At 72.4% G+C, this 22152-nt stretch carries 18 protein-coding genes; 16 read left to right on the top strand and 2 right to left on the bottom strand.

What is annotated here, in order from left to right; all coding sequences use genetic code 11:
- The first annotated feature begins 22 nt into the window (after positions 1-22).
- The 8 genes from rpmI to DTB53_RS06100 all read left to right on the top strand — a co-directional run bounded on the left by rpmI (position 23) and on the right by DTB53_RS06100 (position 9186).
- Positions 23-217, top strand: a complete 195-nt coding sequence (rpmI, locus tag DTB53_RS06135; RefSeq protein WP_003970213.1) for a 50S ribosomal protein L35 — start codon at positions 23-25, stop codon at positions 215-217.
- Positions 218-324: 107 nt separating this feature from the next.
- Positions 325-708, top strand: coding sequence for a 50S ribosomal protein L20 (gene rplT, locus DTB53_RS06130; protein WP_003970214.1), 384 nt, complete (start codon positions 325-327; stop codon positions 706-708).
- A gap of 143 nt (positions 709-851) precedes the next feature.
- Positions 852-1697 carry a TrmH family RNA methyltransferase gene (locus tag DTB53_RS06125; protein WP_003970215.1) on the top strand — a complete coding sequence of 282 codons (846 nt, stop codon included), beginning with the start codon at positions 852-854 and terminating at the stop codon, positions 1695-1697.
- A 172-nt stretch (positions 1698-1869) separates the two neighbouring features.
- Positions 1870-3036, top strand: coding sequence for a sensor histidine kinase (locus DTB53_RS06120; protein WP_012381603.1), 1167 nt, complete (start codon positions 1870-1872; stop codon positions 3034-3036).
- Positions 3037-3151: 115 nt separating this feature from the next.
- Complete coding sequence (gene pheS / locus DTB53_RS06115; protein WP_012381604.1) at positions 3152-4291, top strand: phenylalanine--tRNA ligase subunit alpha; 1140 nt, start codon at positions 3152-3154, stop codon at positions 4289-4291.
- Entirely contained in the window at positions 4291-6804 is a 2514-nt protein-coding gene (gene pheT / locus DTB53_RS06110) for a phenylalanine--tRNA ligase subunit beta (protein WP_012381605.1), read from the top strand. Before pheS ends, pheT begins: the two co-directional genes overlap by 1 nt.
- Before the next feature lie 415 nt (positions 6805-7219).
- Positions 7220-8569, top strand: coding sequence for an NsdA family TPR-like regulatory protein (locus DTB53_RS06105; RefSeq protein WP_003970219.1), 1350 nt, complete (start codon positions 7220-7222; stop codon positions 8567-8569).
- Positions 8570-8655: 86 nt separating this feature from the next.
- Complete coding sequence (locus DTB53_RS06100) at positions 8656-9186, top strand: NUDIX hydrolase (protein WP_012381606.1); 531 nt, start codon at positions 8656-8658, stop codon at positions 9184-9186.
- A gap of 122 nt (positions 9187-9308) precedes the next feature.
- Here the strand turns inward: DTB53_RS06100 and DTB53_RS06095 are convergent, their stop codons facing one another.
- Complete coding sequence (locus DTB53_RS06095; RefSeq protein ID WP_012381607.1) at positions 9309-10595, bottom strand: NAD(P)H-dependent oxidoreductase; 1287 nt, start codon at positions 10593-10595, stop codon at positions 9309-9311.
- Positions 10596-11131: 536 nt separating this feature from the next.
- On the opposite strand from DTB53_RS06095, the gene DTB53_RS06090 reads away from it, so the two are divergent.
- The 6 genes from DTB53_RS06090 to DTB53_RS06065 all read left to right on the top strand — a co-directional run bounded on the left by DTB53_RS06090 (position 11132) and on the right by DTB53_RS06065 (position 17819).
- Entirely contained in the window at positions 11132-12826 is a 1695-nt protein-coding gene (locus DTB53_RS06090) for an ABC transporter ATP-binding protein (RefSeq protein ID WP_234345407.1), read from the top strand.
- Positions 12823-14565 (top strand): ABC transporter ATP-binding protein, encoded by a 1743-nt coding sequence (locus DTB53_RS06085; protein WP_012381609.1) that lies wholly within the window; start codon positions 12823-12825, stop codon positions 14563-14565. The genes DTB53_RS06090 and DTB53_RS06085 overlap by 4 nt, the downstream gene beginning before the upstream one ends.
- A 70-nt stretch (positions 14566-14635) precedes the next feature.
- Positions 14636-15397, top strand: coding sequence for a class I SAM-dependent methyltransferase (locus DTB53_RS06080; protein ID WP_012381610.1), 762 nt, complete (start codon positions 14636-14638; stop codon positions 15395-15397).
- 63 nt (positions 15398-15460) lie between these two features.
- Entirely contained in the window at positions 15461-16150 is a 690-nt protein-coding gene (locus DTB53_RS06075; RefSeq protein ID WP_012381611.1) for a hypothetical protein, read from the top strand.
- Positions 16147-17139, top strand: a complete 993-nt coding sequence (locus tag DTB53_RS06070; RefSeq protein WP_012381612.1) for a phosphotransferase family protein — start codon at positions 16147-16149, stop codon at positions 17137-17139. The genes DTB53_RS06075 and DTB53_RS06070 overlap by 4 nt, the downstream gene beginning before the upstream one ends.
- Positions 17140-17174: 35 nt before the next feature.
- Positions 17175-17819, top strand: coding sequence for an HAD family hydrolase (locus tag DTB53_RS06065; RefSeq protein ID WP_106431724.1), 645 nt, complete (start codon positions 17175-17177; stop codon positions 17817-17819).
- Between the two features lie 6 nt (positions 17820-17825).
- Here the strand turns inward: DTB53_RS06065 and DTB53_RS06060 are convergent, their stop codons facing one another.
- Complete coding sequence (locus DTB53_RS06060) at positions 17826-19100, bottom strand: DegT/DnrJ/EryC1/StrS aminotransferase family protein (protein WP_003970228.1); 1275 nt, start codon at positions 19098-19100, stop codon at positions 17826-17828.
- Positions 19101-19431: 331 nt separating this feature from the next.
- Between DTB53_RS06060 and DTB53_RS06055 the strand changes: the two genes are divergently transcribed.
- Positions 19432-20862 (top strand): GMC family oxidoreductase, encoded by a 1431-nt coding sequence (locus DTB53_RS06055; protein ID WP_106431725.1) that lies wholly within the window; start codon positions 19432-19434, stop codon positions 20860-20862.
- 56 nt (positions 20863-20918) lie between these two features.
- Positions 20919-22151 carry a DegT/DnrJ/EryC1/StrS aminotransferase family protein gene (locus DTB53_RS06050; protein WP_012381615.1) on the top strand — a complete coding sequence of 411 codons (1233 nt, stop codon included), beginning with the start codon at positions 20919-20921 and terminating at the stop codon, positions 22149-22151.
- Position 22152 lies beyond the last annotated feature (1 nt).

Here is a 22152-nt window from a genome sequence, read left to right as displayed (position 1 = left end):
CTGACGAGGAGAGAACGGCGCGATGCCGAAGAACAAGACGCACAGCGGTGCCAGCAAGCGCTTCAAGATCACCGGCTCCGGCAAGGTGCTCCGCGAGAGGGCCGGCAAGCGCCACCTGCTCGAGCACAAGTCGTCCAAGAAGACCCGCTCGCTGACCGGCACGGTCGTCGTGGCTCCGGCCGACGCCAAGAAGATCAAGAAGCTTCTCGGCAAGTGAGGTCCGGCCTCCGGCTCGCCCCGGAGGCACGACCTCGATCACACCGGGACCAATTCGTTTCCGGGCCGTGTGAGGACACCCACGGCCCCGCTACAAGGAGTTAACAAGTGGCACGCGTCAAGCGGGCAGTCAACGCCCACAAGAAGCGCCGGGCAATCCTCGAGGCCGCCAGCGGCTACCGCGGTCAGCGCTCGCGTCTGTACCGCAAGGCCAAGGAGCAGGTCACCCACTCCCTGGTCTACAACTACAACGACCGCAAGAAGCGCAAGGGCGACTTCCGTCAGCTGTGGATCCAGCGCATCAACGCCGCTGCCCGCCAGAACGGCATGACGTACAACCGCCTCATCCAGGGTCTGAAGGCCGCCAACATCGAGGTGGACCGCAAGATCCTCGCCGAGCTCGCGGTCAACGACGCCAACGCGTTCGCCGCCCTCGTCGAGGTCGCTCAGAAGGCCCTCCCGAGCGACGTCAACGCCCCGAAGGCCGCCTGATCCGAGGCACCCCTTCCTGGTAAGCGAACCGGACCCGCAGGCGCACGCCGCCTGCGGGTCCGGTGCGTTGCCCCGCCGTCGGCGCACTCCGCCGACGGCACCCCCACCGCAACAGCCGTACGCAGAGAGGCTCGCCGCCGACCATGGGCACCCCCGAACTGATCTCCCCGCGTTCCCCCCGTGTCGCCGCCGCCCGCCGGCTGGCCCGCCGCAACTTCCGCGGCAAGGAGCGCAGGTTCATCGCCGAGGGGCCCCAGGCCGTACGCGAGGCCGCCGCACACCGGGGCGGCGACGGCGAGCCGACCCTCATCGAGCTGTTCGCCACCCCCGAGGCCGCCGACCGGTACGCCGACATCGTCGAGGCCGCCCACACCGCGGGCGCCCGGGTGCACCTGGCCGACGCCGACGTCCTCGCCGACGTCTCGCAGACCGTCACCCCGCAGGGCCTCATCGGCGTCTGCCGCTTCCTGGACACCCCGTTCCCGGAGATCCTCGCCGCGAGGCCCACCCTGGTGGCCGTTCTGGCCAACGTGCGGGACCCCGGGAACGCCGGGACGGTGCTGCGCTGCGCGGACGCGGCGGGCGCGGACGCGGTGATCCTGACCGACGCCTCGGTCGACCTCTACAACCCCAAGTCCGTACGCGCCTCGGTCGGCTCGCTCTACCATCTGCCCGTCGCCGTCGGCGTCCCCGTGGAACAGGCCGTGCAGGGCCTGCGGGACGCCGGGGTGCGCATCCTCGCGGCCGACGGGGCCGGGGCCGCCGACCTGGACGACGAACTGGACGCGGGCACCATGGGCACCCCCACCGCCTGGGTCTTCGGCAACGAGGCCTGGGGGCTCCCCGAGGAGACCCGCGCGCTCGCCGACGCCGTCGTCCGCGTCCCCATCCACGGCAAGGCGGAGAGCCTCAACCTCGCCACCGCGGCCGCCGTCTGCCTTTACGCCTCCGCCCGCGCGCAGCGTCCCCGGCGCGCCCCCGACGCGTAACCGAGCACCGCTCGGACGGCCCGTCAGCACACGATCCCAGCCATTCCCGCGCCCCTGCCACCGGCGCACTCCTCTCCGCGCCCCCACAGGGTGTCGCGGGTTCACCAGCGCCTAGTAGGGTGACGAACTCGGGGGCCCACTGCACCGGTTCGAGAGGTGGGGATACGGGAAGATGGCTGTCGGCATGAGCTCGCCGCGACCGGCGCACACCACCGCGGCACCGCCCGCGGAAGAGGAGCGGGACGGGTCGGCGGCCGGTCCCGACGGCCTCGGCCAGGACGCCCCCGGCATCGACCCGGACGACCTTCCCGACGGCCTCGTCGTCGCCGACGAGAGCGGCCGCGTCGTCTGCTTCAACGCCGCCGCCGCCCGCATCACCGCCACCCCCCGCACCGACGCCATCGGACGCCCCCTGGACGTCGCCCTCCCGCTGGAGGACCTCAAGGGCAAGCGCTGGTGGGAGCTGACCGACCCCTACGGCGGTCTCGCCACCCGCAAGGCCCAGCCCGAGCGCAACCTGCTGCTGCCCGGCGGCCGCGAGGTGCTGGTCTCCGCCCGTTACGTACGCGAGCACCCGCTCGGCCCGGTCCGCCGGGTCGTGGTCTCGCTGCGGGGCACCGAGGCCCGCCGGCGCACCGAACGCAGCCACGCCGAACTGATCGCCACCGTCGCCCACGAACTGCGCTCCCCGCTGACCTCCGTCAAGGGGTTCACCGCCACGCTGCTCGCCAAGTGGGAACGTTTCACCGACGACCAGAAGCGGCTCATGCTGGAGACCGTCGACGCGGACGCCGGCCGGGTCACCCGGCTCATCGCCGAGCTGCTCGACATCTCCCGCATCGACTCCGGCCGGCTGGAGCTGCGCCGCCAGCCCGTCGACGTCTCCGCCGCCGTGGCCCGCCACATCCAGGCGCTGATCACGGGCGGCCAGGCACCCGACCGCTTCCGGGTCCGGGCCCGGGGGCCCCTGCCCGCCCTGTGGGCCGATCCCGACAAGGTCGACCAGGTCCTCGGCAACCTCCTGGAAAACGCGGTGCGCCACGGCGAGGGAACCGTCACGATTGAGATCGCCCCGGCACCCGCGCCGGGAGCGGACGACGAGACGGGAACGGCTGTCACCGTGAGCGACGAAGGCCCCGGCATCCCCGAGGAGTCGATGAGCCGCGTCTTCACCCGCTTCTGGCGGGGGAGCAAGCGCGGCGGCACGGGCCTGGGCCTCTACATCGTCAAGGGCATCGTCGAGGCCCACGGCGGGACCATCACCGTCGACCGGGGGCCCGGCGGCGGCGCCGAGTTCCGATTTATTCTGCCCGTGAGTACGCCCGCCTACCTGGCGTGAGCGGCCCGCGGGCGCCCCGACCGTCCTGCGGCCTTTAGACTCGACCTTTGGCACCTTTGCGTCCAGCGGTCTCCAGCCGGGTCGCGCCACCAGCCAATCGGAAGCACGGGAAGAGATGTCGGCACCGAACAAGTCGTACGACCCAGTCGAGGTCGAGGCACTGAAACCGGAAGAGATCGAGCGCCTGCGGGACGAGGCGTTCGCCGCCTTCGCCGCCGCCGGCGACCTCGACGCGCTCGCCCAGGCGAAGACCGCGCACACCGGAGGTACCTCGCCGCTGTCCCTCGCCAACCGCGAGATCGGCGCCCTGCCCCCGCAGGCCAAGGCCGAGGCGGGCAAGCGCGTGGGCCAGGCCCGCGGAGCCGTCTCCAAGGCGCTCGCCGCCCGCCAGGCGGAGCTGGAGGCCGAGCGGGACGCCCGGGTGCTCGTCGAGGAGGCCGTGGACGTCACGCTGCCCTACGACCGCGTCCCGGCCGGCGCCCGCCACCCCCTGACGACCATCATGGAGCGCGTCGCGGACGTCTTCGTGGCCATGGGCTACGAGATCGCCGAGGGCCCCGAGGTCGAGGCGGAGTGGTTCAACTTCGACGCCCTGAACTTCGTGCCCGACCACCCGGCCCGCCAGATGCAGGACACCTTCTTCGTCCAGGGCACCACGCCCGACGGCAAGGTCACCGAGGGCGACGAGTCCGGCGTCGTCCTGCGTACGCACACCTCCCCGGTCCAGGCCCGCTCGCTCCTGGAGCGCAAGCCCCCCGTCTACGTGGTCTGCCCCGGCCGGGTCTACCGCACCGACGAGCTCGACGCCACGCACACCCCGGTCTTCCACCAGATCGAGCTGCTCGCCGTCGACGAGGGCCTCACCATGGCCGACCTCAAGGGCACCCTCGACCACATGGTCCAGGCACTGTTCGGGCCGGACATGAAGACCCGGCTGCGGCCGAACTTCTTCCCCTTCACCGAGCCGTCCGCCGAGATGGACATGGTCTGCTACGTCTGCCGCGGCGAGTCCGTCGGCAACCCGGACCGCCCCTGCCGGACCTGCGGCAGCGAGGGCTGGATCGAGCTCGGCGGCTGCGGCATGGTCAACCCCAAGGTGCTCACCGCCTGCGGCGTCGACCCCCGGAAGTACAGCGGATTCGCCTTCGGGTTCGGCATCGAACGGATGCTGATGTTCCGCCACAACGTCGAAGACATGCGAGACATGGTCGAGGGTGACGTCCGGTTCACCCGGCCGTTCGGGATGGAGATCTGATGCGCGTCCCGCTTTCCTGGCTGCGGGAGTACGTCGACCTGCCGGAGACGGAGACCGGCCGTGACGTACAGGCCAAGCTCGTCTCCGTCGGCCTGGAGGTCGAGACCGTCGAGCAGATCGGCGCGGGCCTCAAGGGCCCCCTGGTCGTCGGCAAGGTCCTGACCATCGAGGAGCTGGAGGGGTTCAAGAAGCCCATCCGCTTCTGCACGGTCGACGTCGGCACGGCCAACGGCACCGGCGAACCGCAGGAGATCGTCTGCGGCGCCCGCAACTTCTCGGTCGGCGACAAGGTCGTCGTGGTCCTCCCGGGCGCGGTCCTGCCCGGTGACTTCGCGATCGCCGCCCGCAAGACGTACGGCAAGACCTCGCACGGCATGATCTGCTCCACCGACGAGCTCGGCATGGGCGACGACGGCACGCACGGCATCATCGTGCTGCCGCCGGAGCACGAGGTCGGCACCGACGCGATCGAGCTGCTCCAGCTCGTCGACGAGGTCCTCGACATCGCCGTCACCCCGGACCGGGGCTACTGCCTGTCCCTGCGCGGTGTCGCCCGCGAGACGGCGACCGCCTACGGGCTGCCGTTGCGCGACCCGGCGCTCCTGGACGTGCCCGCGCCCAACGCGTACGGCTACCCGGTCCAGATCAGCGACCCGATCGGCTGCGACCGCTTCACCGCCCGCACCGTCACCGGTCTCCAGCCCGAGGCCCGCTCCCCGATCTGGATGCAGCGCCGTCTGCAGAAGGCCGGGATGCGGCCGATCTCGCTGGCCGTCGACATCACGAACTACGTGATGCTGGAGCTCGGCCAGCCGCTGCACGCCTACGACCGCAACCGGGTCCAGGGCACCATCGGCGTACGCCGCGCCACCCAGGGCGAGAAGCTCACCACCCTGGACGGCACCGTGCGCGTGCTGGACGCCGAGGACCTGGTCATCACCGACGACCGCGGGCCGATCGGCCTCGCGGGCGTCATGGGCGGGGCGAACACCGAGATCGCCGACGCGGACGGCGAGCACGCGCTCACCACCGAGGTCGTCATCGAGGCCGCGCACTTCGACGCGATCTCGATCGCCCGCACCGCGCGCCGCCACAAGCTGTCCTCCGAGGCGTCCAAGCGGTTCGAGCGCGGCGTCGACCCGCAGGCCGCCGCCGCTGCCGCGCAGCGCACGGTGGACCTGCTGGTCCTCCTCGCGGGCGGCACCGCCGAGGCCGGGGTCACCGAGATCACCGCCCCCTCCGCGCCCCGCACCATCGCCATGCCGGCGAACCACCCGGACCGGGTGGCCGGTGTGGAGTACGGCCGCGAGACCGTCGTCCGCCGCCTCCAGGAGGTCGGCTGCGACGTGTACGGGCAGGACGAGCTGATCGTCACCGTCCCGTCCTGGCGGCCCGACCTCAACGAGCCGAACGACCTGGCCGAAGAGGTCATCCGGCTGGAGGGCTACGAGAACCTCCCCTCCACCCTGCCGACACCCCCCTCCGGCCGCGGTCTCACCGACCGCCAGCGGCTGCACCGCCGCATCGGCCGGGCGCTGGCCGGAGCCGGTTACGTCGAGGCGCTGAGCTACCCGTTCATCGGCGACGCGGTCCTCGACCAGCTCGGCCTGGCGGCGGACGACGCCCGCCGCCGCACGGTCAAGCTCGTCAACCCGATCTCCGACGAGGAGCCGGCGCTGCGCACCACGCTGCTGCCGGGGCTCCTTGGAGCGCTGCGCCGCAACGACGGCCGGGGCAGCCACGACCTGGCGCTCTTCGAGACGGGCCTGGTCTTCCGGCCCACCGGCGAGGAGACGCCCGCCGTCCGGCTGCCCGTCGACCGCCGCCCCACCGACGAGGAGATCGCCGGACTGAACGCGGCCCTGCCGCGCCAGCCGCGCCGCGCCGCCGTCGTCCTCGCGGGCGCCCGCGAGCAGTCCGGCTGGTGGGGCAAGGGCACCCCGGCGACCTGGGCGGACGCCGTCGAGGCCGCTCGCTCCATCGCCGCCGAGGCCGGGGTGGAGGTCACCGTCCGCGCCGACCAGCACGCGCCGTGGCACCCGGGCCGCTGCGCCGCGCTGTACGTCAGCGTGAACGGTGAGGAGACCCTCTTCGGACACGCGGGCGAACTGCACCCGCGCGTCATCAAGGCGCTCCACCTGCCCGAGCGGACCTGCGCCGCCGAGGTCGAGCTGGACGTCCTGGAGCGGGCCGTCGACGGAGCGCTCCAGGCGCCCCGGATCTCCACCTTCCCGGTGGCGACCCAGGACGTCGCGCTCGTCGTCGCCGGGGACGTACCGGCCGCCGACGTGGAGCGGGCGCTGCGCGAGGGCGCGGGTGAACTCCTCGAATCGCTGCGGCTGTTCGACGTCTTCACCGGCGAGCAGATCGGCGGGGGCAACAAGTCCCTGGCGTACGCGCTGCGCTTCCGCGCCGCCGACCGCACGCTGACCGTCGAGGAGGCCTCGGCCGCCCGCGACAGCGCGGTGGCCCTGGCCGCCGAGCGCACGGGCGCGGTGCTGCGCGGCGCGTAGCCTGCGCCGCGGCGTTGAGAAGGGGCGTATCCGGCCACCGGATACGCCCCTTCTCCGTCCCGCCGGGCGGCGGTGGGACCACACGCCGGAGCCGGAACCGGAACCGGGAGGAACGCGGTTCCGGGTCCGTTCCGCAGCCACCCTCCTTCGTCGTCGGTCAGTGGGCCGTGCGGTCCGGGCGCCGTCCGCGCTGCCTCGGAGTGTCGGGCAGGTCAGCAGCGCGGACGGCGCGGGTGCGGGTCGTGGGCCGATACGAGGGGGAGCCGACGACCCGGCCGCCTCTTGCGAGGAACTCATTCAACCGACCCCGGGAACCGCGCGGCAGAGCGCACAGCAGGAGGGTTCGGGCATTTGGTTCACACCCCGTGTGAATCGTGCTCCACTAGGCTCGTCGCGACACGCACCTGGGGGGACGATGGAGCCCAATGTCCTGCTCGAAGCACTGATCGAGGAGGCCGGTGTGTCCCGTGCGGGCCTCGCCGGCCACGTCAACCGGGCGGGCCTGATCCGCGGCCTGAGCCTGCGGTACGAACACACGGCGGTCTCCCGCTGGCTCAAGGGCCAGCGCCCGCGGGGGCAGGTGCCCGATCTCATCTGCGAGGTGCTGGCCGGCCGGCTGGGGCGGTCCGTCGGGCTCGACGACGTCGGGATGGGCGCGTGCGCCGGGCCGGGGGCGGACGGCGGCGGCGAGGGCGCCTCCCTCTCCGGATTCGTCGAGCGGGCCACCGCCCTGTGGCGCTCCGACGAACAGCAGCGCCCGCACCTGGCCACCGTGCCCGCCGTCACCGGCACATCGGCGGTGATGCCGGTCTGGGAGTGGGAGAACCCCCCGGAGGACACCGATGTGTCGCGGCCGGGGCCGGGCCGGGTCAGCGCGGCCGACATAGCGATGCTCAAGGCGGCCCGCGACCACTACGAGCAGATGTACCGCAAGACGGGCGGGATCGCGACCAGGTCCCGGATCGTCCGCTTCCTCAACGCCGAGGCCGCGCCGCTGCTGCGCGGCGGCCACAGCGACGCCCTGGGCCGGAGCCTGCACCGGGCGACGGCGGGACTCGTGGCGGTGGCGGGCATCTGCGCCTACGACTCCGACGCCCACGGCCTCGCCCAGCGCTACTTCCACCAGGCGCTGCGGCTCGCCAAGTCCAGCGGGGACCGGGGGCTCGGCGGCTATGTGATCGCCCTGCTGGTGACCCAGTCACTGTTCCTCGGCGACTACCGCCGTTCCATCGCCTTCGCCGAGGCGGCGCTGCGGGCCGCCGGTGATCACATCACCCCCGCGCTCGCCGCCGATCTGCACGCCATGCAGGCCAAGGCGTACGCCCGGCTCGGCGACGCGGCGAGCGCCCGGGCCTGCATCGGGCGGGCCGAGGCGCAGGCGGGCCGGATCCACACCGGGCGGGAGCCGGACGAGACCGGGTACGTCCAGCCGGGCCTGGTCGACGTCCAGGTGGCGGAGGCGCTGCTCGGTCTCGGGGACCTGCCCGCCGCCCGGGAGCACGCGGCCTCCGCCGTGCGCGCCCCGGCGCACGATCGGGGGCGCGTACACCGGCTCGCGATGCTCAGCCATATCGAGCTGCTCCAGGGCGAGGCCGATCGCGCGGCCGGTACGGCTGCCGAAATGGCGATGAGGGCCCGGGGAATGGAGTCCCAGCGGCTGCGCGACCGGCTCCGGCAGGTCCGGGGCGAACTGGCCGCGAGCGGCTGCTCCGACGCCGTGAGGACCACCGACCTCATCGACGAGGCGCTCCGTGTGCCTCTGTGAGCTCTGCCGACGCCCCGTCGTCCGCTCCCGCTGACAGCCGAGCCTGCTGACATGTTGACCCCAACATGTCGAAAGGCGGCAGAACCGTGCAGTGGACGAACTTAAGCGAACAGAATGTGTATCGGAATCCCTGGTTCCGGGTGAATCTGGCGGACGTCCGGCTCCCCGACGGCAGCCACCTCGACCACTTCGTCATCCGGCTGCGCCCCGTCGCGGCCGCCACCGTCGTCAACGAGGCGAACGAGGTGCTGCTGCTCTGGCGGCACCGCTTCATCACCGACAGCTGGGGATGGGAACTGGCCGCGGGCGTCGTCGAGGACGGCGAGGACATCGCGCGGGCCGCGGCACGTGAGATGGAGGAGGAGACCGGCTGGCGCCCCGGCGAACTGCGTCCGCTGCTCACCGTCGAGCCCGCGAACGGCCTCACCGACGCCCGCCACCACCTCTACTGGTCCGACGAGGCGCACTGGACCGGGCCCCCGCAGGACGCCTTCGAATCCTCACGCCGCGAGTGGATACCGCTCAAGGTGGTCCCGGACATGATCGCCCGGGGCGAGGTCCCCGCCGCGAACATGGCGGCTGCCCTGCTGATGCTGCACCACCTGCGGCTGGGCTGACCCGGCCGCCTCCGAGCGCCCCGCACGCGCCAGGAGCCGGCCCCCGGGCGACCGGGACCGGCTCCTGGCGGCGCCGAACGGGCGGCCGGAGCACCGCGCCCGGTGGTGCTCCGGCCACCCGGTCAGACGGGGAACTGTTTGTCCTGCTCGGCGCGGAGGACGTCGACGAGCCTGCCCGGTGGCAGGGTCACGTCCGCGTAACCGAGCACCGAGTCCTTCGCGACGGCACGGCGCAGCACGCAGCCCTCGGAGATGCCCATCGGCAGCAGGTTGTCGGCGCGCGTCACGGCGTGCGACTCGGCCACCCCGTAGCTGTCGTAGCCGCCGATTCCGTCCAGGGTCGTACCGGCGGGGAGGTCGCGCTTGGCCGTGGCCACCACGTCGACGTGCGGACCGGCGGGCGGGGTCAGCGCCGCGTCGCCGAAGTCCACGGCGCGCACCACCGTGTTGGGCACTTCGAAGTGGCACAGATGGTAGGGCGTGTAGAAGCTGTACAGCGGACCGGGGCCGAGCTTGTACAGCTCCAGATAGGGGTGCTGGGCCGGGTCGTCGTGGGTGCCGAGGACGTAGACGCCGGGCGCGGGTTTGGCGCCCACGACGTAGTCCACGATGCCGCCGTACGCGCGAAGCTCGTCGATGTCGTACATCTGCGTCAACTCGTCGATGTGGCCGCTGTGATCGCGGCCGTACATGCCCCGCCGGGGCACGGTGAAGCCGAAGGCGTTCGCCACGATCGCCTGCTCGAAGGAGACCTTCGTCCCGTCGGTGAAGCTGGTGATCATGTGGACGTTCTGGCCCCACCGCTCGGCGAACGGCTGCTGGGTGGTGGGGGTGCGGTACTCGTCCTGGAAACCCTTGACGTTTCCGGCCACCAGGGGAGTCACGCCCAGACCGCGCACGAAGCGCAGCAGATTGGCCTGCACCGCGGGCTGGTCGCCGTCCGCCCCGGTGAGGATCACCCCGGCCGACCGGGCGCGATGGGCGAGCAACGGGCCCACCGTGCAGTCCAGTTCCGCGTTCATGGTCACCACGGTCAGGCCGCGGTCGATGGCGGCGACCGTGATCTGCGCACCGAACTCCACCGCGCCGGTGACGTCCACCAGGCAGTCGATGCCCTCCGCGGCGATCAGCGCGAAGGCGTCCTCGGTGACCACCGGCCTGCCCAGGGCCACCGCCGCGGAGATCCCGTCCGCGGTATCGGCCCGCGTCGGGCTCAAACCGGCTTCCGTGTAGGCCCGTTCCGCATGGGCCGGATTCCGGTTGGATATCGCGGCCACGCGCATTCCGGCGACCGAGGTGGAAATGTGCCGCACCAGGCCCCGGCCCATGTAGCCCGCGCCCACCATGCCGACCCTGATCGGCCGGCCTTCCTCCGCCCGCCTGCGCAGCGCGGTGTCGACGATCATCATCGGCGGCCCGCCAGTCCGGTCGGCCGGGGCCCGAATGCGACCCGTCGCAGCGGGGCCCGGCACTTCGAGAACCCGAACGAGCGTAAGGAGAGGCCGGGCGATCCGCGGCAGATATCCGGGCCCTGGTCGATATCCGGCCCTTGCCGCTCGAGGAACGGCACGTCCCTCGGCGGGGTGGCGTGAAACTGCATGGCGAATCTCCGATACCTGTCGAAGTATCTCATGGAAGCGCGAGGCTAGGTCGGTCACACGAAGGTGGGCAACAAGTCCTGGGCGGCCGAGGGCGCGAGGAAGGCGCACGGCGGCCGGCCGTCGAGCTGACCCGGCGCCGTACGCCGTAACGCCCTCGGGTGAGCACGCGCGGACCTCATCGGGAAGGCCTTTCGACTGCTTACCGGACGCAGTCGAACAGAAAATGCGCTGAGTGGCGGACGGCCGGGTTGGCCGCTTCGCCGGCACCCGGGTACCTTCGCGCAATGCGCCCGCTCCCCGTCGCAGATGCAGGAAAGCCAGAAATTCGCTCCGCCTCCCGGTACTTGCTGTGGCTTGCGGGCCGCATCGCCTGGCCGCTCATCGCGGCATCCCTCCTCGGCGTGCTCTGGCTCGGCTCGCAGGCGCTCATCCCGGTGGTGATCCGCGAGGCCATCGACGACGGGCTCGTCCCCGGGGACATGGACACCGTCCTGCGGTGGTCCGCCGTGCTCCTCGGCCTCGGCGTGGTCCAGGCGGTGTCCGGTACGATCCGCCGCCGGCTGAGCATGCACAACGCACTGGCCGCCGGTTTCCGCACGGTGCAACTGGTGGTCGGTCACGCCGGCAGCCTCGGCGCCGGGCTGGAACGCCGGGTGAACGACGGCGAGATCGTCAGCGTCGGCACCTCGGACATGACGACCATCGGCAACGCCTTCGACATCGTCGGCCGGGCCTTCGGAGCCCTCGTCTCCACCCTGCTGGTCGCCGTCGTCCTGATGAACCAGTCACCCTCGCTCGGCTTCCTCCTGATCGTCGCCCTGCCCGCGATCATCCTCACCATGGGCTACACCCTGCGCCCACTGCACCAAAGACAGGGCGCCTACCGGGAACTCCAGGGCGAGTTGACCTCCCGGCTCACGGATGTGGTGGCCGGACTCAGGGTGCTGCGCGGAGTCGGGGGCGAGACCTCCTTCGCCCGCTCCTACCGTGAACGCTCCCAGCGGGTACGCGCCGCGGGCGTCCAGGTCGCCGGGGCCGAGGCCCTGATCCGGGCCGCCCAGGTGCTGTTGCCCGGACTCCTGGTCGCCACCGTGACCTGGATCGGCGCCCGCGCGGCACTGAGCGGCTCGGTCTCACCGGGTGAACTCGTGGCCTTCTACGCCTACGCGGCCTTCCTCATCGAGCCGCTCGCCATCTTCGTCGACACCGCCGACCGGTTCGCCCGCGCCCATGTCTCCGCCCGCCGCGTGGTCACCGTGCTCGCCCTGCCCGTCGGCCCCGAGGACCCCGCCCTGGGGCGCACCCCGGTCCCGCCCGGTGAGCACGACCTGATCGACGAGCGCACCGGGCTGGTGGTCACGCCCGGCTCCTTCCTCGCCGTGGTCGCGCCGTCGGGCGAAGGCGTACACCTCGCCGACCGGCTCGGCGGCTACACCGCGGGGCCCGTCAGCTACGCCGGGCTGCCGCTGGCCGAGCTGCGCACCGCGGAGCTGCGCGAACGCATCCTCGTCGTCGACAACCGCTACCGGCTGCTGCGGGGCTCCCTGCGCGACAGCCTCGACCCGCACGGCACCAGATCCGACGACGAGGTGCACGCCGCACTGCGGGTGGCGGCGGCCGAGGACATCGTCGATGTGCTGCCCGAGGGGCTGGACACCGAGATCACCGCGGTCGGGAGCCGCTTCTCCGGCGGCCAGCGCCAACGGCTGGTGCTCGCCCGCGCCGTGCTCGCCGACCCCGACGTCCTCGTCGTGGTCGATCCCACATCGGCCGTCGACGCCCACACCGAGGACCGGATCGGCCGCAGCCTGCGCGCCGCCCGCGAGGGCCGCACCACCGTCCTGGTCAGCGCCAGCCCGCTGCTGCTCGACCACGCCCGAGAGGTCGCCTTCGTCCACGAGGGCCTGGTGGCCGCCACCGGCGGCCACCGTGAACTGCTGCGCGCCAGCGCGCCGTACCGCGCGGTCATCCAGCGGGAGACGGGCGAGGAGCCCGCCGCCCCCACACTCCACACCGGCACCCAGGAGCCCGCGACATGAGCAGAGCGGCGCTTCCCGTCGCCGACGCGGCGGAAGTACGTTCCCACGCGCGCGAGCTGGCCCGCCGTCACCGCGGCGACCTCGGCTGGATGCTGACGCTGCACGGACTCGCCGCGGTGTGCGCGCTGCTCGCCCCCTGGCTGATCGGGCGGCTCATCGACGCCGTGACCGGGGGCACCACCGTCGCCACCGTCAACCTGCTCGGCCTCGGCCTCCTGATCGCCCTGGTCTCCCAGGCCGCGCTCACCTTCTGGGCCGTCCAGCGCTCCTGCCGCTTCGGCGAGAAGGTCACCGCCGAGGTGCGTGAGGACTTCGTCGACCGGGTGGTGGCCCTGCCCCTGTCCACCGTGGAGGACGCCGAACCCGGCGATCTGCTCACCCGGGCCTCACGCGACACCGAGGCCCTCACCAACACCGTCCGCTACGCCGCGCCGGAAACCCTGATCGCGGCGCTGACCTGCCTCTTCACCTTCGGAGCCCTGCTCCTGGTCGGCCCCCTCACCGCCCTCCCGAGCCTGCTCGTCGTCCCGCTGCTGTGGGTCGGCACGCGCTGGTACCTGCGCCGCTCCGGGGCCGCCTACCGCCGTCGGGGAGCGAGCTACGTGGCGCTCGGCGACAGCCTGGCCGAGACGGTGCCCGGGGCCCGCACCGCGGAAGCGTTCGGACTCCAGCGCCGGCGCCGGCAGGCGCTCGACCGCGACCTCGCGGAGGCCTACCGGGCCGAGCGCCACACCATGTGGCTGCGCAGCTCCTGGTACCTGACGGTGGAGCTCAGCTACGCCGTGCCGCTGGTGGCCACCCTGGCGATCGGCGGACTCCTCCACACCCACGGCCTGGCCTCGCTCGGCCAGGTGGTCGCCGCGACGCTCTACGTCCGCCAGCTGATCTTCCCGCTGGACGACATACTGAGCTGGACGGACGAACTGCAGATCGGCTCGGCCTCCCTGGCCCGCGTGCTCGGCGTGAGCAAGCTGCCCGCCGACCGCGAGCCCACCGGCGCCCGGCCCACGGGCCAGGACCTCACCGCCAGCGCCGTCACCTACTCCTACGAGCCCGGACTCGACGTCCTGCACGGCATCGACCTGGACCTCGCGCCGGGCGAACGGCTGGCGGTCGTCGGCCCCTCGGGCTCCGGCAAGTCCACGCTCGGCAAGCTGCTCGCGGGCATCTACCACCCGGGGTCCGGCGCGGTCCGCGTCGGCGGGGTCCCGCTGGTCGAGTTGAGCACGGGAGGGCTCCGCAGCCGCATCGCCCTGGTCACCCAGGAGCACCACATCTTCCGCGGCACCCTCCGCGAGAACCTCACCCTCGCCCGGCCGGAAGCCGACAGCGCGGAGGCGGGCCGGGCCCTGGAGGTGGTCGGCGCGGCCGGCTGGGCGGCGGCGCTGCCGGACGGCCTGGAGACCCTCGTCGGCTCCACCGGGCACGATCTCACGGCCGCCCAGGCCCAACAGGTGGCGCTGGCCCGGCTCGTGCTCGCCAATCCGCACACCCTCGTACTCGACGAGGCCACCGCGCTGCTCGACCCCGCCACGGCTCGGCACGCCGAGCGGGCCATGGCCGCCGTCCTGGGGGACCGCACGGTCATCGCCATCGCGCACCGGCTGCACACCGCCGAGGACGCCGACCGGATCGCGGTCGTCGAAAAGGGCCATGTCACCGAACTGGGCAGCCACCACGAACTCCTGGCAGCGAACGGCGCCTACGCCGCATTGTGGCGGGCCTGGCACGGCGAATGAAATAAGGCGTACCCGGGACGGCTCATGAAGCCATTGCGGCCGACGCGGCTGCGGTCCTAGCCTGAGCCATATGAATCCAAGGAAGCCGCATGTGGATTGGGATCACCTTTTCGGTGACGACTACGATTACTTCGACCTTCCCGACCTCACCCCTGAGCTGAGTGAGAAGGAAGCGTCGAACATGGTCGAGCTCGGCGGATTCGACGCGGGAATGGATCTGCTGGATGCTCCCTGCGGGCACGGCCGGCACGCCAACGTGCTTGCCTCGCGGGGCTATCGGGTCGTCGGCGTCGACCGCGATGAGAGATTCCTCTCGATGGCCCGGAAAGAAGCCGAAAGCATGGGGGTCCAGGTCGATTACCGCCACGTCGACCTGCGTGAGATGTCCTTCTCCGCCGAATTCGACGCGGCCGTCTCCTGGTACAGTTCCTTCGGATACTTCGACGACGAAACCGACCGGGATATTCTGCGGCGCTATCGTCGCGCACTGCGCCCCGGCGGCCGTTTCCTGCTCGATATGCATTCCCCGTACCGGCACATCCCGAGCGTGCTGGCCAATCACGAGATGCACGTCGACATCCTGCGCCGGGGGCAGGACATGGCCGTCGACATCCAGGAACTGGACGCCGAGGCCAGCCGCTACTACGCCGAGAAGCTCACCATCCGGGACGACAAGGTGGTGCGGGCCCGCTACAGCGTCCGCATGTTCACGGCCCCCGAGATCCTCGAGTGGTTCAGGAGCGCAGGTTTCTCCCACGCTCGGGTCATGGACGAGACCGGCGGCACCTTCACCGTCAGCAGTCGCCGCCTCATGGTGCTCGGCACCGCCTGAGCAGCCCGGCCCGGCCGCACCCGTACCCCATCGCGACCACCATCTGTGAAAGAGAGGGTCCCCGTGGAAACCGACGCAGTCCGCCCCAAGCTCTCCACCGACGAGTTCCGCACCTCCGGCGCCGAACTCGGCATCGACGGCCTCCGCGCCCACTACGCCGCCCACCGGTGTGCCCAGATTCCGCAGGTGGTCGACGTCACCGCGCTCCGCGCCGCGGCCCTGTCCGCCTACCGGCAGCTGAGCGAGGAGCCCGTGCTCGACGCCCAGGAGCACGACTCCGGCGGCGGGTCGCTCGGTTACGGCTTCCGCATGCTGCGCATCGACGCCAAGTCCGACTCGCCGGCCCACACGGAGCGCGTCACCACCGTCTTCCGCGACCACGGCCTGCTCGACTGGGCCGAACACGCCGCCTCCCAACTGGTGCCCGTGGTCGACGAGATCACCGGCCGGAAGCTCCACTACGAGCGGGTCTTCCTGCTCGCCTACCGCGAGGGCGACTACATCGGGCCGCACGGCGCCGAGGAGGACACCGACCTCGACCGCTTCAACCTCCAGTTCCCGCTCTGTTACAACTCCGTCGGCTCCATGCGCATCCTGCGCCAGGGATACCTGGAGCCGCTGTACGACCGTGACGGTGACGCCCGGCTGCTCGGACCCCGCATGTGGCACGAGGTGCCGCCGCTGTTGCGCCTGCCCGGCGCGCCCGACCCGCTGCGCCTGGTCGTCTCGCTGCGGCTGATGGCACACGGATGACCGGCGCCACCACCGGTACGGCCCGCGCGGCCCGGGCCGCGCGGACCGCCGTGGCCGCCGAGGTCTTCCGCCGGCACGACGTGGACTTCGCGATCGCCCGCCGCGCGGCCGGATGGACCAACGCCACCTGGCTGGGCGGCGGGCTGGCCGTCCGGGTCGCTGGTTCCGCCGCCGCCCAGGACCTGGTGCGGGAGACCCGGCTGGCGCGGCTGCTGCCCGCCGAAGTGGGCTATCCGGCGGTCCTGGACTCGGGCGAGACCAACGGCTTCGAGTGGGTGGTCACCCGGGAGATCGCCGCGGTCAGCCTGGACGAGGCGTGGCCCGACCTCGACGGAGCGCAACGCGTCGCCGCGATCCGCCGGCTGTGGGACCGGGCCGAGGCGGCGCACCGCGTGGCCCCGGCCGCGGTCGAGGCCGTCGCCCGCCCCCGTAACCCCTTCTACGCGCGGGAACCGGCCGAGGCCGAAGGCGGCCTGCGACGGCTGCGGGCCTCGGGCGTGCTCACGGCAGCCGAACACACCCGGCTGAGCGCGGCGCTCGACCGGTTCTGGGAGGCGCTGCCCGACGCCCCCCGGGTGCTCAACCACGGTGACCTCTCCCCGGTCAACGCCCTGTGGGACGGCACGGACGTGGTGGCCCTGCTGGACTTCGAGTTCGCGGTGCTCGCGCCCGTACAACTGGACGTCAACGAACTGGTCAAGACGGCCTACGCACCGCTGGACGGGGAACCCGCCACCCGGGAACGGGAGGACCGGGAACGGCTGCGGGAGGCGGTGGACGAACTGGCCCGTCCGCACCTGCGGACCGACGCCGAGGTGGACCTGCTGACCGGCTACTCGATCCAGCTGGAGACCTGGGGCCTGGAACGCGAGCTGGCCAAGCCGGGCCGGGAGGCGTACCCGGACTGGGAGCCGTACCGGATGCTCGTCTCCTGGGCGCACACGGACGGCGGTTGCTACGCGCCGCTCCTGGAACACCGGTTCAGATGAATCGCCACCGAGTCGCGCGGGAAGAGGGACGTGCCGTGATCCGAACGCTGTTCGTGGACGCCGGCGGGGTGCTCTACAACAACATCAACGAGGAGACGGACTTCCTCGACCGGGTCGCCGACCGCTACGGCGTGGACCGGGCGGCGTTCGCCCGGAGCGTCCAGGCGGCGGCGCCCGGCTACGAGAGCGGCGAGCGCCATGTGCACCAGGTGCTCGCCGGGCTCGGTGCGAACGGGCGGAGACCGCCCGTCCTCACCCCGGCGGAGGCGCGCTGGCTGGACGGCGCCTACCTGGACAGCGTCCGAGCGTACGGGGAGAGCTTCCGCGTCCTGCGCGAACTGCGCGCGGAGCGACCGGAGATGGAGCTGGTGCTCACCAACAACGAGGCCGAGCAGTGGGACCGGCTGAAGGACGAGGCGCACGGCCACTTCGCGCTGTTCGACACGGTGTGCTCGTCCTGGCGCACGGGCCGGGTGAAACCGGCGCTGTCGTTCTTCACCGAGGCCCTGCGCCGGTGCCGTGCGACGGCCGCCGAGACCCTGCTCATCGACGACCGTGTTCCGGTCCTGCGGGTGGGGGCCGGGCTGGGGATGCTCACCCTGCACGTGCCGGCCCCGGAGGTCCTCGGCGACCGGCTCGCGCGGACGCTGCGCGACTACGCGCTGCCCTACGTGCGGTGACCCACCTCAGCGGGAAACCTCCCGGACGTTGTCCAGGACCTTCCGGAACGCCCGGGCGATGTCGTCGATGGCGTCGAGCGGAGCCAGGAGCACTTCGTGGCTGAAGCTCACAACGCTCTCGTGGGCGCGCTTGGCGGCCGGAAGGTCGAACCGGGACGGGTCCACCCGCTCCAGGTAGCGGGCGTCGGTGGCGAACCGCCTGCGCGACGAGGGGCGGTTCAGCGGGTTGTCGTTCAGCGGACGGTGGGTCTGGGTCACCGCGAAGCCCAGTTCGGCCGTGAGCGCGTGCGCGAACCGTTCCACCGGCGCCACGGCCAGCACTTCGTCGGGCAGCCTCACCAGATAGCGGTAGTAGGCGCGGGCGGTCGTCCCCGGGGCCGTCGCCTGGGCCGTCATCCCCAGCTCGCTCAACCGGTCGGTGAGGTGGTCGGCCGCCCGGGTCCGGCGGGCGTTCTGCCCGTCGAGCAGTTCGAGCTGGTCCAGCAGTACCGCCGCGTGGAACTCCGACAGGCAGGCGTTGCTGCCCATCATCCGGCCGGTCTCCTCCAGCTCCATCTCGCCCACGCCCACCGGCTCGCGCCGCACCACCCGTCCGTCCGCGCGCAGGTGCTCCGCACGGAGCGCGACGTCCGCGTCGTCGGTCACCAGCGCACCGCCCTCGCCGCAGGTCAGCAGCTTGCTGCCCTGCATGCTGAAGACTCCCGCGGCACCGTGCGCCCCCACCGGACGGCCGCGGAACCCGGCGCCGTGCGCGTGTGCGCAGTCCTCGATCAGCGGCAGGCCGTGCCGCCGGGCGATGTCCAGGAGCGCGTCCAGGTCCGCGACGGCCGAGTAGGCGTGCACCACGGTGATGGCCCGGGTCCGCTCCGTGATCGCCGCCTCGGTGGCCGCCGGGTCCAGGCAGTACGTGGCCGGGTCGACGTCCACCAGCACGGGGACGGCGTTGATGCCGAGAACGGCCGAGGCGGAGGCCACCCAGCTCAGTCCGGGGACGATCACCTCGTCGCCGGCGCCGACCCCGCAGGCCTCCAGGGCGATGGCCAGCGAAGCGGTTCCCGTCGATATCGGCACGCACATCGCCGAGCCGCAGTAGTCCGCGAATGCGGACGCGAATTGACGCTCATACGAATCCCGGCCCTGATAGGCGCAGCTAATGGTCCAACGCCCGCTTGTCAGGACGTCTTCGAGGCTTTTCAGCGCGCGGTCACCCGGCTGTGGCCAACGTGGCCACTCGCGGTTGGACAGACGTGGCCCACCAGAGATTGCCAGTGAACTATCCATGATTTCCCTCGATTTCGAGAATGCGACGGATGGGAGCGGAATTTACGCGCTTTCGCCAGCCGTACGCCACAGTCGCGCACGGCCGTCGCGCACGGCTGCCGGGATGCCGAAGGTGTTCGACCGAGGAACACACACAGTCGAACGGATGAGTACGCTGCGAAAAACCAGCCGACCGGGTTCTGTCGGCCGTCTCCTCGCGGCCGGCAGCGGATGATGGCGTCAGGCGAGGGAGTCAGCGATGCCCGGCAGTCCCCAAGCGCAGCACGGCACGGCACGGTCCCGGGCAGCCGCCTCCGGGCCTTCCGGACCCCTCCCGAGGGAGGCCGGGACCGTGATCGTCGGCGGTGGGCTCGCGGGCGTGGAACTCGCCACCGCGCTGGCCGAACAGGGAGCCGAGGACGTGGTGCTGCTGGAGGCGGGTCCCGGCGGCGACCTGGCGCACATTCACCTGGCGCACCCGCAGGCGGCCGCGACCGAGATCGTGTTCGCGCCGGAGCGGGACCCGTACTTCCACCGGCCCTGGCGGTCCGGGGCGCCCCCGCACTACACCGGAATCTCCGGGCTGCGACGCAGACTGGGCGGCCGCTCCCTGTACTGGCACGGGGTGGTGCTGCCGTTGGAGGACTGGGCGCTGCATCCCCCCGGGTGGCCCGCCGAGATCGTCGCCGAGCTCACGACCGGCGTCGGCGGCGCGCCCTCGTGGTACGACCGGGTCACCGAGCAGTTGACCGACTGGAGCGGCGGCGGGCTCTGGGACCCGGCGCAGCCGGCCCGGACCTCCATCGGGGGCCAGGAGTTCCGCGCGCTGCCCCGTGCCTGCCGGCGGCGGCCCGGCACCGACCGCTGGGAGGCGTACACCGCGCTGGACGCCTGGCGCGGCCCCGACGGCGACGTCACCCCGCCCGCCGGGGTCCGGGTCCACTGCGACACCGAGGTGCTCGCCGTCGACGTACGCGGCGGCCGGGCCCGCGGCGTCCTGGTGCGCCTCGGCGACGGCGACGTGTCCAGGATCGCGGCCCACACGGTCGTGCTGAGCGCGGGCACCGTGGAGAGCACCCGGCTGGCCGCGCTCGCCCTCACCGACGCCGGCGCCCTGCCCAGCCCCCGGCTCGGCGGCCTCGCCGACCACATCGTGCAGGGCTTCGTGGTCCGGCTGCCGGCGGACCGCTTGCCCCCGCCCGGCTCCTACCACCTGCCGACCGATCCGGTGCTCCGTTCCTACCTGCGCGTGGACGTGCACGACGACGGTCCGGGCCGGGCGCTGCTGGACGTCAGGGTCACCGGCGAGCAGCTCCCCAACGAGGGGAGCGTGGTGGAGTGCGAGCCGTCCGACGAGCCGTTCCCGCGGGCCTCCGTCCGTACCGGACTGCTGCCCGAGGACCACAAGATGATCAGCGGGCAGCGCGATCTGCTGCGGGACTTCTGGGCCGCGACCGCCCGTGAGCTGGGGGAGCCCTCCGCGCCGCTGGAGTTCACCGGATACGGCGACACCGAACGCGACAACACCCGGGTGCTGCCCGACCGCACCCGGAGCCAGTCCGCCGGCCGGCCCGAGACCTGGTCGAGCCTGCTGGGGACCGAGGACCACGAAGGGGGCAGCCTGCCGCTCGGGCGGCTGCTCGACACCCGGCACGCCTTCACCGCGCTGCCCGGTCTTCACGCCGCGGGCCCGGCTGTCTTCCCCCGCCTCGGCGCGGCCAACCCCTCCCTGACCACCATCGCGCTCTCCCGCCGCCTGGCCGGACTGCTTCCCGGCGCCTGACGGCGGCCGGCGCCCCGGCCCTCGCGGGCCGCCCCACGACCTATGGAGGAACCACCGTGCCGGGACCGGGATACCGCTTCTTCGGTGACGAGGAGCGCGCCAACGTCATGGCCGTGCTCGACCGCTGGGCCGAGAGCCGCGAGGCGTTCGACGACCCCGGCGAGGGGGAGTGGGTGCGCCGCTTCGAGCAGGCCGCGGCCGACCGCTTCGGCGCCGCCCACTGCCTCGGCGTCAACAGCGGGACGTCGGCCCTGGTCGCGGCGCTCGTGGGCCTCGGCATAGGACCCGGTGACGAGGTCATCGTGCCCGGATACATGTTCGTCGCCTCCATCGCGGCGGTCCTGCACTGCGGGGCGGACGTGGTCCTCGCGGAGGTCGACGACTCCCTCACCCTGGACCCGGCCGACGTACGGGCCAGGATCACCCCCCGGACCCGGGCGGTCATGCCCGTGCACATGCTGGGCGCGCCCGCCGACATGACCGCGCTGCGCGCCGTCGCCGACGAGCACGGGCTCCATCTGCTGGAGGACTGCGCGCAGAGCGCCGGCGGCAGCTACCGGGGCCGGCCCCTGGGCACCCTGGGCAGCGCGGGGACCTTCTCCCTCAACCACTACAAGATGATCACCTCGCTGCAGGGCGGGTTCGTGCTCTGCGACGACCCGCTGGTCTTCCAGCGGGCCTACTCCTTCCACGACCAGGGCTGGTTCCCCTACCGCCAGGACCGGGGCGAGGGCGACCCGCTGCTCGGCATGAACCTGGGGCTCGGCGAACTGAACGCCGCCGTGGCGCTCGCGCAGCTCGGCAAGCTCGACCTGATCCTCGACCGCATCCGCGGCGTCAAACACCGGCTGGTCGCAGCGATCGGCGAACTGCCCGGCGTGCGCCGCAGGACCCTGCACGACGCCGAGGGGGAGTGCGGCACGGTCGCGGTGTACGTCTTCGAGGACGCCGCCCACGCCCTCGACGTCGCCCGCCGGCTCGGGACACGCGTACTCCTGGACTCGCCGACGCACTACTACGGGGGGCTTCCGGCACTGGCCGCGTTCGGCCGGGGCGACCGCTCCACGGTGCCGTTCCGGGCCCCCGGCGGCCGTCCCTCCGCTTCCTTCGAACCCGGAACGCTGCCTCGCACCGACGATGTCCTCGGCCGTTCCATCGCCCTCGCCACCGGGGTGTCCGACGACTACCTCGGCCCCGGGTTCGGCGTGCACGCCGACTCCTCCGCCGCCGAGATCGACCGCGCGGCCGACGCCTTCCGCCGGGCGGTCAAGGGCGAGGCGGTGTCCTGAG

The sequence above is a fragment of the Streptomyces griseus genome (assembly GCF_900460065.1).
GTDB lineage: Bacteria > Actinomycetota > Actinomycetes > Streptomycetales > Streptomycetaceae > Streptomyces > Streptomyces griseus.
Note: the sequence above shows the minus strand (reverse complement) of the source record. Positions and strands in the feature narration are given on the sequence as shown.

Excerpts from the sequence above, each read along its gene's own strand:
- rpmI (WP_003970213.1), top strand. The coding sequence starts at position 23 with ATGCCGAAGAACAAGACGCACAGCGGTGCCAGCAAGCGCTTCAAGATC.
- DTB53_RS06125 (WP_003970215.1), top strand. The coding sequence starts at position 852 with ATGGGCACCCCCGAACTGATCTCCCCGCGTTCCCCCCGTGTCGCCGCC.
- DTB53_RS06120 (WP_012381603.1), top strand. The coding sequence starts at position 1,870 with ATGGCTGTCGGCATGAGCTCGCCGCGACCGGCGCACACCACCGCGGCA.
- pheS (WP_012381604.1), top strand. The coding sequence starts at position 3,152 with ATGTCGGCACCGAACAAGTCGTACGACCCAGTCGAGGTCGAGGCACTG.
- pheT (WP_012381605.1), top strand. The coding sequence starts at position 4,291 with ATGCGCGTCCCGCTTTCCTGGCTGCGGGAGTACGTCGACCTGCCGGAG.
- DTB53_RS06105 (WP_003970219.1), top strand. The coding sequence starts at position 7,220 with ATGGAGCCCAATGTCCTGCTCGAAGCACTGATCGAGGAGGCCGGTGTG.
- DTB53_RS06095 (WP_012381607.1), bottom strand. The coding sequence starts at position 10,595 with ATGATGATCGTCGACACCGCGCTGCGCAGGCGGGCGGAGGAAGGCCGG.
- DTB53_RS06085 (WP_012381609.1), top strand. The coding sequence starts at position 12,823 with ATGAGCAGAGCGGCGCTTCCCGTCGCCGACGCGGCGGAAGTACGTTCC.
- DTB53_RS06080 (WP_012381610.1), top strand. The coding sequence starts at position 14,636 with ATGAATCCAAGGAAGCCGCATGTGGATTGGGATCACCTTTTCGGTGAC.
- DTB53_RS06070 (WP_012381612.1), top strand. The coding sequence starts at position 16,147 with ATGACCGGCGCCACCACCGGTACGGCCCGCGCGGCCCGGGCCGCGCGG.
- DTB53_RS06060 (WP_003970228.1), bottom strand. The coding sequence starts at position 19,100 with ATGGATAGTTCACTGGCAATCTCTGGTGGGCCACGTCTGTCCAACCGC.